At 39.9% G+C, this 11,029-nt stretch carries 10 protein-coding genes and 1 tRNA gene; 9 read left to right on the forward strand and 2 right to left on the reverse strand.

The annotated features are described in order from the left end of the window. Positions 1 to 49 precede the first annotated feature (49 nt). Positions 50 to 343 carry a GIY-YIG nuclease family protein gene (locus BUW93_RS07365; protein ID WP_081210644.1) on the forward strand — a complete coding sequence of 98 codons (294 nt, stop codon included), beginning with the start codon at positions 50 to 52 and terminating at the stop codon, positions 341 to 343. A gap of 322 nt (positions 344 to 665) precedes the next feature. Here BUW93_RS07365 and rimM read toward each other — a convergent pair whose 3' ends face one another. Beyond that, positions 666 to 1,193 carry a ribosome maturation factor RimM gene (gene rimM, locus BUW93_RS07370; protein WP_081210646.1) on the reverse strand — a complete coding sequence of 176 codons (528 nt, stop codon included), beginning with the start codon at positions 1,191 to 1,193 and terminating at the stop codon, positions 666 to 668. A 13-nt stretch (positions 1,194 to 1,206) separates the two neighbouring features. Continuing rightward, positions 1,207 to 1,779 carry a 30S ribosomal protein S16 gene (locus BUW93_RS07375; protein ID WP_081210648.1) on the reverse strand — a complete coding sequence of 191 codons (573 nt, stop codon included), beginning with the start codon at positions 1,777 to 1,779 and terminating at the stop codon, positions 1,207 to 1,209. Between the two features lie 251 nt (positions 1,780 to 2,030). On the opposite strand from BUW93_RS07375, the gene BUW93_RS07380 reads away from it, so the two are divergent. The 8 genes from BUW93_RS07380 (at position 2,031) to BUW93_RS07415 (ending at position 11,029) form a co-directional block, all read left to right on the forward strand. Next, entirely contained in the window at positions 2,031 to 2,480 is a 450-nt protein-coding gene (locus BUW93_RS07380) for a ferritin-like domain-containing protein (RefSeq protein ID WP_081210650.1), read from the forward strand. Between the two features lie 10 nt (positions 2,481 to 2,490). After that, the gene (locus BUW93_RS07385) at positions 2,491 to 2,943 is read left to right on the forward strand and encodes a ferritin-like domain-containing protein (RefSeq protein ID WP_081210652.1); all 453 of its coding nucleotides are present in this window, start codon (positions 2,491 to 2,493) and stop codon (positions 2,941 to 2,943) included. A 240-nt stretch (positions 2,944 to 3,183) separates the two neighbouring features. Next, positions 3,184 to 7,575 (forward strand): DNA polymerase III subunit alpha, encoded by a 4,392-nt coding sequence (gene dnaE, locus BUW93_RS07390; protein WP_081210654.1) that lies wholly within the window; start codon positions 3,184 to 3,186, stop codon positions 7,573 to 7,575. 120 nt (positions 7,576 to 7,695) lie between these two features. Beyond that, entirely contained in the window at positions 7,696 to 8,028 is a 333-nt protein-coding gene (gene trxA / locus BUW93_RS07395; protein WP_262507179.1) for a thioredoxin, read from the forward strand. 77 nt (positions 8,029 to 8,105) lie between these two features. Further along, positions 8,106 to 9,035, forward strand: a complete 930-nt coding sequence (locus tag BUW93_RS07400) for a DUF58 domain-containing protein (RefSeq protein WP_081210658.1) — start codon at positions 8,106 to 8,108, stop codon at positions 9,033 to 9,035. Between the two features lie 86 nt (positions 9,036 to 9,121). Continuing rightward, a tRNA-Asp gene (locus BUW93_RS07405) sits at positions 9,122 to 9,195 on the forward strand. A gap of 355 nt (positions 9,196 to 9,550) precedes the next feature. Then, entirely contained in the window at positions 9,551 to 10,087 is a 537-nt protein-coding gene (locus BUW93_RS07410; RefSeq protein ID WP_081210660.1) for an RNA polymerase sigma factor, read from the forward strand. Between the two features lie 78 nt (positions 10,088 to 10,165). Continuing rightward, on the forward strand, positions 10,166 to 11,029 hold the full coding sequence (locus BUW93_RS07415) for a FecR family protein (RefSeq protein WP_081210662.1): 864 nt from the start codon (positions 10,166 to 10,168) through the stop codon (positions 11,027 to 11,029).

An 11,029-nucleotide genomic window follows, 5' to 3' on the forward strand; every position in this document is an offset into this window, starting at 1 on the left:
AGTAAATTCCCTTATTTCTCTAATTTGAGTAGGTCCATATTTTTATAATATGCAAAAATCCTGGGTGTATATACTAACCAATAAAAATAATACAGTTTTCTATACCGGAGATACCTCCAATATTCAGAAAAGAATGTATCAGCATAACCATAAAATATATGAAGGATTTGCCGCGAAGTATAATTGTGAAAAACTTGTTTTTGTTCAGGAATTCAGCGAAATAAATCAGGCGATTGAATATGAAAAGAAAATTAAATCTGGAAACCGATCCCGAAAAGAAAAACTTATAAACGGCCAGAATCCAGATTGGATTGATCTTTCTAAAGATATGATTTTAGGATAAATTACATAAGGTTGCCGCGCTCCTTCGTCGCTCGCAATGACGAATGTACCTTGAAGCGTCATTGCGAAGCTGCTTTTTGGCAGCTGAAGTAATCTTTTGTTGAAAAATTCCACTTTCTTTTGACAGATTGCCACGTCACAATTCTCCTCCAGTCGAATTGTTCCTCGCAATGACGGAAAAAACCAAGCTATGCGTCATTGCAAAGTTGCTTTTTTGCAACTGAAACAATCTTTTGAATTGAAAAATAGAGTGACTTTGAGTATGTTTTATTTCACAAAGGATTGATTGCAACGTCAGGCTATCGCCTGCCTCGCAATAACGATCACCCAAGATACATCTCCACCAATCCTTCAGGAGTAGTTAGGTATATAGTTTTATTGGATTTGTCTATCTTTTCGATAAACTCGTCGTTCATTGGGATAAGAAGATCTTTATCTCCTTTTTTGATCTCGAAAAGTGCTTGCGCGGTAGAATCGTTGATGCCGGTGATTACACCAATATTACCGTGCTCGGCATCGATAACCTCAAAACCTATGATCTCGTGGTAATAGAACTGGTCTTCTTCCAGTTCGGGAAGCATAGATAGTGGAAGATAAGTATGGGCGCCAATAAGGTCTTCGGCGTCTTCTTCGGTGTCAATATCTTCAAATTTAACGCGGAGCAGGGTGCTTTTTTGTAGTGAACTTCTTTCAATAAAAAATGGAACCAGATTCTCATTGTATTCAATGAGAACCGATTCCATTTCTGTGTAAGCTTCAGGTTCATCGGTGTCCAGTTTGATGAGCACCTCCCCTTTAAAACTAAATTTAGCAACGATCTTTCCTAAATAGAAACATTCATCTTTAGTCATCGTCGCCTGAGAATTAGTCTTTTTTCTCTTCTGTTTTTGCTTCTTCGGCAGTTTGTGCATCGGCAGCGTCTTCAGCCTGGGCTTCTGCAGTATCTGCAGCAGCTTCAGCTTCTTGTTCAGCTTCCTCGGCAGCTAGAGCTTCTTTAGCTTCAGCTTCACGCTTTGCATTGGCTTCCTTTTCAGCTTCAAGAGCTTTAGCTTTTTCAGCTTGCTGCTCTTTGGAAAGATTTTCTTTCTTGGCGTTGATCTTGGCTTCTTTTTCTTCCAACCAGGCCTGGAATTTCTTCTCAGCCTCTTCTTCAGTTAAAGCACCTTTTTTCACTCCGCCGGCAAGGTGTCTTTTTAGCATAACACCTTTGTAAGAAAGGATAGCACGAGCCGTATCTGTTGGTTGCGCCCCGTTTTCTAACCATTTTACCGCTCCGTCAATATCAAGTTCGATAGTTGCAGGATTGGTGTTTGGATTGTAAATTCCTAATTTGTCAAGAAATTTACCATCTCTTTTAGCACGCGCATCGGCGGCTACGATCCAGAAAAAAGGTTTTCCTTTTTTACCGTGTCTCTGTAATCTTAATTTTACTGGCATAAAAATTAATTTGTGGGGTTCCCGACCCCGATTATTAATAAGGCTGCAAAGATACTACAATTTTCTAATTTACAAGTCTTTGCAAATACAATTGTGGTATAAGCTAAAAATCATAATTATTCTGAAGGTTTTTTAGCTTTCTATCCTCCCGTTGTTAAAAGCAGTTAATTAGTGCTAAAGCCTGTTAAACAGCTTGTTGAATAAGCTTTGTGGCTCTATATTTATAACTGAAAAATTAATAAATAGCCACTATGAAATACCCCGAAAAAATTGCCGAAAAACTCAACCGGCTCCTGGAAAAGAATATTGATGCAGAAAAGGGGTATCGTTTTGCTTCCGAAAATGTAAAAGACCCTCAGTTAAAAGCTTTTTTTACTGAAAGGGCAGAAGAGCGCTACGATTTTATTCACCGGCTTAAATCTGAGATCAGGAATTTTGGGGAAATGCCTAAGGAAAAGTCCAGCCTTACCGGGGATATGCACCGTACCTGGATGAATTTAAAAACCACGCTTTCTACCAATAAAGCTGAACCGGCTTTAGAGGAAGCTGTGAGAGGTGAAAAAATAGCCATAGAAGAATATAAAGAGATACTGGATGATCCCGAGGTGCCTGCCAGCACAGCTAATATTCTGCTAAAGCAGAAAAACGATATTGTCGCTGCTTTAAATAAAGTGAAGAGCCTGAGAATTCAGGCCGACTAAAAAAACAGATATGAAAAGAACGAAAGAAGAAATGGGTGAGAAGCTCAACGAGTTGCTCGAGAAAAGTTATGATGCCGAAAAAGGCTTTCAGAAGGCTGCAGAGAAAGTGAAAAATGATAGGTTGAGCGACTTTTTCCGCCAGAAATCTCAGGAACGAAAAATGTTTATTAAGGAATTGCGTGACGAAATTGCCGGATATGGACAGGTGCCCGAAAATGGAGGAAGTAGCACTGGTAGTATGCACCGCACCTGGATGGATTTGAAAACTGCACTTTCAGGTGATGATGAAGAAGTCATCCTGCAAGAAACACTTAAGGGTGAACAAGCTGCACTGGAAGATTATAAAGATATAACTACCGAAACCGATCTTCCCCCAAGCCTTAATTCGAAGCTAAATCGCCAGCAAAGACATATACAAACTAGTATTAATAATGTTAAGATGTACGAGCAGATGTTTGATTGATGTAGTAGTAGTTTTTAGTGTTCGTACAGACCTCACAGATTGCTCAATGCGCCTTCTGTGAGGTTTTTTTATTCAATAGTGCAGGAGCGTTTTTTCAGGCTTTCCAAAACAGTTAATAAATCCTAAAAAGTTTCTTTTTAGTCGACATTAAAATTCCATATTTTTAGCCTCCTGTTTTTTATTTAAAACTCTTGTGCTGAAGGCTGGTAATCAGCTGGATGCCTTAACTACTTACAGCCCATGTACCTGATATTTGATACCGAAACCACCGGATTACCTAAACGCTGGAATGCTCCTCTTACCGATACCGATAATTGGCCCAGGTGTATACAGATTGCCTGGCAGTTGCATGACGAAATGGGTAACCTGTTGGAAAGTCAGGATTACCTGGTAAAACCTGAAGGCTTTAATATTCCGTTTGATGCTGAAAAGATTCATGGGATCTCTACAGAGCTGGCCGAACAGGAAGGAATAAGCCTGATGGAAGTCCTTGAGAAATTTCAGGCGGCACTGGATAAAACCAAATTTGTAGTTGGTCAGAATGTTGGTTTTGACCTGAACATCATGGGCGCCGAATTCTACAGAAAGAATGTAGAAAACAGCTTGCAGGAATTACCTGTTCTGGATACCTGTACCGAAATCACTGCCGATTTATGTAAAATTCCCGGAGGCCGGGGAGGAAGGTTTAAGCTTCCTACCCTAACTGAGCTTCATGAATATCTGTTTGATGAGCCTTTTGGAGAAGCCCACAACGCTACTGCCGATGTTGAGGCAACCACCCGTTGTTTCCTGGAACTTATCCGAAGAAGGGCCTTTAGTACCAACAAATTGGAAATGCCAGCCGGGTATTTAGAGCGCTTTGAGGAACATAACCCGGAACCCTTTCAGCTTATTGGGTTAAAGCATATCAATTTAAAGAAGGCTTCAGAAAGAATAAGGAAAGAGCTTCAAAAACAACAGGCTTCTGAAGAAATTACCACAGAGGAGATCGAGGAGAACCTGCAAAAACTCGATGAGATCCCCTTTGCACATTTACATAATCATTCGCAGTTTTCCATTCTTCAATCCACCATCAGTATAAAAGACCTGGTGGAGGTCGCTGCTAAAGAGAATATGCCTGCCGTAGCCCTTACCGATCATGGAAATATGATGGGAGCCTTCCATTTTGTAAAGGAGGTTGGGGACTACAATAAATCTGTAAAAACAAAAAATGAAGAGGCACTGGCTAATAATGAACCGCCGGTGGCTAAGGAATTAAAGGCCGTTCTAGGCTGTGAATTCTTTGTTTGTGAAAATCACGCCGATAAATCCCGTAAAGACAACGGGTATCAAATCGTGATGCTCGCCAAGAATAAAAAAGGTTATCATAACCTCGCAAAAATGTCTTCAAAAGCCTATACCGATGGGTTCTATTATGTTCCGCGAATAGATAAGGAAATCATTAAGGAGTACAAGGAAGATATCATTGTGCTCACAGGAAACCTATACGGGGAAGTGCCTGGCAAGGTGCTTAATGTTGGCGAAAATCAGGCAGAAGAGGCCTTGCTATGGTGGAAAGAACAATTTGGGGACGATCTTTATATTGAGTTAATGCGCCACGGCCAGGAAGAGGAAAACCGTGTGAATGAAGTGCTGGTGCAGTTTTCAAAAAAACACGATGTAAAGCTGGTTGCTTCAAATAATACGTATTACTGCGCTAAAGAAGACGCCAATGCTCACGATATTCTCCTGTGTGTAAAGGATGGTGAAAAGCAGGCTACCCCAATAGGCCGGGGTCGTGGTTACCGTTACGGTTTGCCTAATCAGGAATATTATTTCAAAAGTTCAGAAGAGATGAAGAATCTCTTTAAGGATCTGCCCGAAGCTATTTCGAATATTAAGGAGATTATCGATAAGATTGAACCTTTTGAACTGGCGCGGGACGTACTGTTACCTGCATTTACTATTCCCGATGAATTTCTTCATCCCGAGGATAATCTGGATGGAGGGAAACGCGGGGAGAATGCCTACCTCAAACATATCACTTACGAAGGCGCTAAAGACCGTTATGGCGAGATCACTCCTGATATTAAAGAAAGGTTGGATTTTGAACTCTCGGTAATTGAGAATACCGGTTATCCGGGGTATTTTCTCATCGTAGAAGATTTTATTCGCGAAGCCAGGAATATGGATGTGTCAGTCGGGCCGGGAAGGGGATCGGCTGCGGGTAGTGCCGTGGCTTATTGTCTTGGGATTACCAATATTGATCCGATAAAGTATGACTTACTTTTTGAGCGTTTTCTTAATCCGGATCGTGTGAGCATGCCCGATATTGATATTGATTTTGATGATGAGGGCCGAAGCCGGGTGATGGATTATGTGATTCAGAAATATGGCGCCAATCAGGTAGCACAAATTATTACCTACGGAACTATGGCCGCTAAATCCTCAATAAGGGATACTGCCAGGGTGCTGGACCTTCCCTTAATGGATGCCGACAGAATTTCTAAGCTTATTCCGAATATGGCTAAACTCAGCAAGATCTTCGGAATGGAGGAGAAAGACCTGAAGAAGAAATTCAGAAGTGAAGAGCTCGACAAGGTAAATGAACTTTTAAATATTTCGGAAGGGGATGACCTGGAAGCACAAACGGTTAACCAGGCCAGAATCCTGGAGGGCTCTGTTAGAAACACCGGAATTCACGCCTGCGGGGTAATTATTACTCCAAGTGATATCACCAATTATGTGCCGGTTTCAGTAGCAAAGGATTCTGAGCTTTATGTTACCCAGTTCGATAACTCGGTGGTAGAAAATGCCGGATTGCTGAAAATGGACTTCCTGGGGCTTAAGACCCTTACCTTAATAAAAGATACGGTGAAGATCGTTAAAGGACGACACGATATTGATCTTGATCCTGACAGCTTTCCGCTGGACGATGAGGAAACCTACAAGCTGTTCCAGCGCGGGGAAACGGTTGGGATTTTTCAATATGAATCGCCGGGGATGCAGAAACATATGAAAGATCTCAAACCCACGGTTTTTGATGATCTTATCGCGATGAACGCCCTGTACCGCCCCGGTCCGATGGAATATATTCCCAGCTTTATCGCCCGAAAACATGGCCAGGAAGAGATTGCCTACGATTTGCCCGATATGGAGGAATACCTCCAGGAAACCTATGGGATTACGGTTTACCAGGAGCAGGTGATGTTGCTATCACAAAAGCTTGCAGGATTTACCAAAGGTGAAGCCGATGTTCTTCGGAAAGCGATGGGGAAAAAGATCTTTGCCTTACTGGAACAACTCAAACCAAAATTCCTGGACGGAGGAGAAGCAAAAGGGCATCCGCGGGATGTTTTGGAGAAAATCTGGAAAGATTGGGAAGCCTTTGCTGCGTATGCTTTTAACAAATCGCATTCTACCTGTTATGCCTGGATTGCATACCAAACCGCCTACTTAAAAGCCCATTATCCGGCCGAATATATGGCAGCGGTGCTTTCCAATAATATGAATGACATCAAGCAGGTGACCTTCTTTATGGAGGAATGTAAGCGAATGAAGCTTAATGTGCTTGGGCCCGATGTAAATGAATCTTACTACAAGTTTTCGGTAAATAAGGAAAATGCGGTACGCTTTGGAATGGGGGCCATTAAAGGTGTTGGAGCCGGAGCGGTAGCCACTATAGTAGAAAACCGTAAAACCGAGGAAGGGCCGTACAAATCTATCTTTGATATGGCTAAGCGCATAGATTTGCGTGCCGCCAATAAAAAAGCTTTTGAGAATCTGGCCCTGGCAGGAGGCTTTGATGGGTTTGGCGATACCCACCGCGCTCAATACTTTCATGATGAGGGAGATGGGATAAGCTTTCTTGAGAAAGTGGTGAAATATGCCGCTAAATTTCAGGAAAATCAGAATTCCTCCCAGGTAAGCTTGTTTGGGGAAGCCAGCGAAGTGCAAATCCCAGAACCTGAAGTGCCTCCGTGTGAAGAATGGGGTACCATGGAAAAACTGCGTCGGGAAAAAGAAGTGGTAGGAATTTATATTTCAGGACACCCTCTGGATGATTTCAGGCTGGAGATGAAGTATTTCTGCAATGCCGTACTCGCCGATCTGGAGGATCTGGAACGTTGTGTTAATCGTTCTCTAACTTTGGGAGGGGTGATAAGTGATGTGCAGCACCGAACCACCAAACAGGGACAGGGCTGGGCAATCTTTACGGTAGAAGATTACAATTCTTCTTATGAGTTTAAGTTGTTTAAAGAGGAGTACCTTAAATTCAGACATTTTTTGGTGCCTAATTCCTTTGTTCATATAAAGATCAATATAAAAGAGGGCTGGCATAATAAAGAAACCGGAAAAAAATTCGATCCTAAAATTCAATTTACAGATTTTATGCTGTTACACGAAGTGATGGATACCTTTGCAAAAAAGCTCACTATTCAACTTAATATTGACGACCTGAAAGAGGATAATATTCAGTGGATGAAGGAGACCTTTAGAAATCATCGCGGAAATCACATTCTGAATTTTGTGGTTTATGAGATGAAAGAACAGGTGAAACTGCATATGCCCAGCAGGAAACAGAAGGTGCAAATCTCGCAGGAATTGCTTACTGCTCTGGAAGAACAACAGGTTTTATATAAGCTGAATTAGCCGAATTTACTGGAATAAAGACACCTAATGTTCTCATAATGAAATACAATATTGAGTTTGTAAGGAAACCGAAAATATTTGACTAATTTTACAATTGATTTAAACGAAACACAAAACGTTATAAAAACAAATATTATGGCAATTGAAATAACCGATGCTACTTTTGAAGAAAAAGTATTAAAAAGTGATAAACCAGTTTTAGTAGATTTTTGGGCTGCATGGTGCGGACCTTGTAGAATGGTGGGACCTATCATTGAGGAAATTAGTGAAGAATATGATGGGAAAGCCGTGGTTGCAAAACTTGATGTAGATGCCAACCAGGAATTTGCCGCAAAGTACGGGGTACGTAACATCCCAACGGTTCTTATTTTCCAAAACGGAGAGGTTGTAGGCCGTCAGGTTGGAGTAGCTCCAAAAAATACTTATGCTGAGGCTTTAGATCAACTTATGTAGTTGTTTGCAAGCATATATAACTTTAAAAATCCCGGTCTATCCGGGATTTTTTTATGTCTAATCGCTATCTTAGAGCAATGGACTTAAAACGGGAAATACATAAACTATCAGGATTTTCTAATCTCGACCTGTTAGCCCGGCAGGTGGTAGAAGGTTATATCTCTGGAATACATAAAAGTCCGTTTCATGGTTTTTCTGCAGAGTTTGCTGAACATAAGATCTACAATGCTGGAGAAAGCACCAAGCATATTGACTGGAAGCTCTACGCCAGGACCGATAAGCTTTATACCCGGCGATATGAAGAGGAAACCAACCTTAGGTGTCATTTTATCATAGATAATTCGGCTTCCATGCATTACCCAAAACTGGAGCAATTCAGTATAGATTCTTTAAATAAGATTGGATTTTCGGCTTTAGCAACGGCCAGTATAATGCAAATTTTAAAGCGGCAGCGGGATGCTATGGGTTTAAGTATTTATAGTGATAAATTTGAGTTTTACGCTCCGGAAATGGGCAGTGAAAGGCACTATTTTATGTTGCTGAATGCCCTGGAACAAATGCTCCTTAAAGGAGGACAAAAAAAAGCGACAGATACTTATACCTATCTTCATCAGATCGCCGAGAAATTAAAGCGGCGTTCCCTGGTTTTGTTGTTTACAGATATGTTTCAGGCCGATGCTGAAGAAGGTGAACTCTTTGAAGCTCTAAGACATTTGAAATATAACAGGCACGAGGTGGTTCTCTTTCACGTTCTGGATAAAAAAAAAGAGCTAAACTTTGACTTTGATAACAGCCCCAGACGATTTACCGATGTGGAAACCGGTGCAGAGATAGATCTTTATTCGGAAAATATTCAGGAAAGCTACAGAAAAGCGGTAGAGCAATACGTAAACGATCTGAAAATGGAGTGTGCAAAATATAAGATAAGCTATGTACAAGCCGATATCAATAAAAATTTTGATAATATTCTCACTGCTTATATGCTTGAAAGACAAAAGCTTGTCTAGGGTGTAAAAAATAAGCTTGAAAAAAGTAAAAAAAAGGTTTGTGTAATCTAAAATCGGTAGTATATTTGCCCTCGCAATAACGCAACGGTCTGGTAGTTCAGTTGGTTAGAATACCTGCCTGTCACGCAGGGGGTCGCGAGTTCGAGTCTCGTCCAGACCGCAAAGTTGCAAAGAAGCTCCTCAAAATGGGGGGCTTTTTTTGGCGCTAAAGATTAGTTGTGTTGTTTGTCCCGATTATTCGGGATTGTGTAGTTAACCATTGAAATTCCTGGACTTCCAGGATTTCATGGTCGACTGATGAGAAGCTTTTTTCCGCTTTGCGGGAAGAGGCTTTTTTGTTTTTGGAAGGTTTTTGAAAATCCCTCTTTCTCCCGGGAATCTTGAGGCTATTTACCTTGCTTTGAGGTGGGGTTTCCTGATTTTAATTAACATTAATTTCAAGAAATAATATTCTTTTCTTCTTTTATTTTGATTAACAAAATTTTAAGTTTACCCGTGATAAAATTTAATTACGATTGGAAAGGGTAGATACATATTTTTTAGTGGAAGCACTCAAGGCTGGGAGCTTGCCTGCACTGGAAAAAGTGTATAAAGACTATTATTCCAAATTATATGAATTTGCCATTAAATTTGGTAATTCTAAAACTGAAGCTAATGATTTTGTTCAACAAAGCTTTCTTAAATTATGGGAGAATAGAGAACTTCTCAAGGAAGATGTATTGTTTGACAAGCAAATTTTTGTGATATGCAAAAACATCATTATTAATCAGCAAAAAAGAGATCTGAAATTCACCCGAATTTCCGGTAATCCAGATTCATATATACCAGATTCTTCTTCTCCTGAAGAAAATGAGGATGAGCGGTATCAACAAAATAAAAACCGATTTGATAAGATAATAGCTGAGATGCCTGAGAAAAGGAAAGAAATTTTTCTTATGCACAAGATCAATAACCTTAGCTATGAGGAGATCTCTGAAAATCTGGGCATTTCAAAGAAAACCATCGCAAATCAAATTTACCTGGCTACTTTATTTTTAAAAGGAAAAATTTAAATTCTGAATTTTTTCTCTTTTCCTTAGGAACTTTCCATTACTCAATTGTTATAGTAGTATAATCCTATATTTAAAAAGGTGAAAAATTACGATTCCGATATTAATCAAGAGATGGAAAGAGCCTGGAAGGGCAGTTATGAAAACCTGTCGGAAGACGTTATAGAGGATTCCTGGAATGATTTTTCGAAAACGATTTCTAAGAAAAAAAATCACAAAAAGTCACATTTAATCAAAATATATTCAGCAGCGGCAATTTTTGTTGCCCTTTTAGCGGGATATGCTTACCTCTCTCTTTCGGAAAGTTCCATGCATATAGTTAATAACTCAATTGCTAATAAAGAAGTTAATCTGCCTGATGGGAGTTTGGTGATCTTGCAGCCGGGGTCGGAGATTGAATATGCAAAGGAATTTGAAAAAAGAAATGTTTCTTTGAAAGGAAATGCTTTTTTCGATGTTGTACGGGATACTTTAAAAAGATTTGAAGTTAAAACCCAGGCAACAACTACTACCGTTCTAGGGACTTCTTTCTTAATCGAAGAAGAGGATGAAAATGCAAGTAATACACGGGTAACTCTTTTCTCGGGTCGAGTCCTGGTTTCCATTAAGGATAAAGCTGAATCTTTTGCTATTATCCCTGGAGAATCATTGGTTTATAAAAACGGTCGTACTTCAATAGAAAAATTTGAGACGATTTTGTCTTTTGAGGCAGGAAATAAATTCATCGATGTCAATTATCTGGAGATAGAAAAACTGTTTGATTTTCTAAGCGACCGGTTTGGATATGAATTCCATACTGATTCAATAATGGAAAACAAAAGAGTGACCTTAAGAATCAATAAATCTGATTCCCTCGAACAAGTTTTAAATATCCTATCAATAATAAATAAAACCAATTATGAAGTGAACAAGGAACAAAAGAAAGTGACAATATTTAAAAAATAA

Origin of the sequence: Salegentibacter sediminis, assembly GCF_002078605.1 — a bacterium.
Lineage (GTDB): Bacteria > Bacteroidota > Bacteroidia > Flavobacteriales > Flavobacteriaceae > Salegentibacter > Salegentibacter sediminis.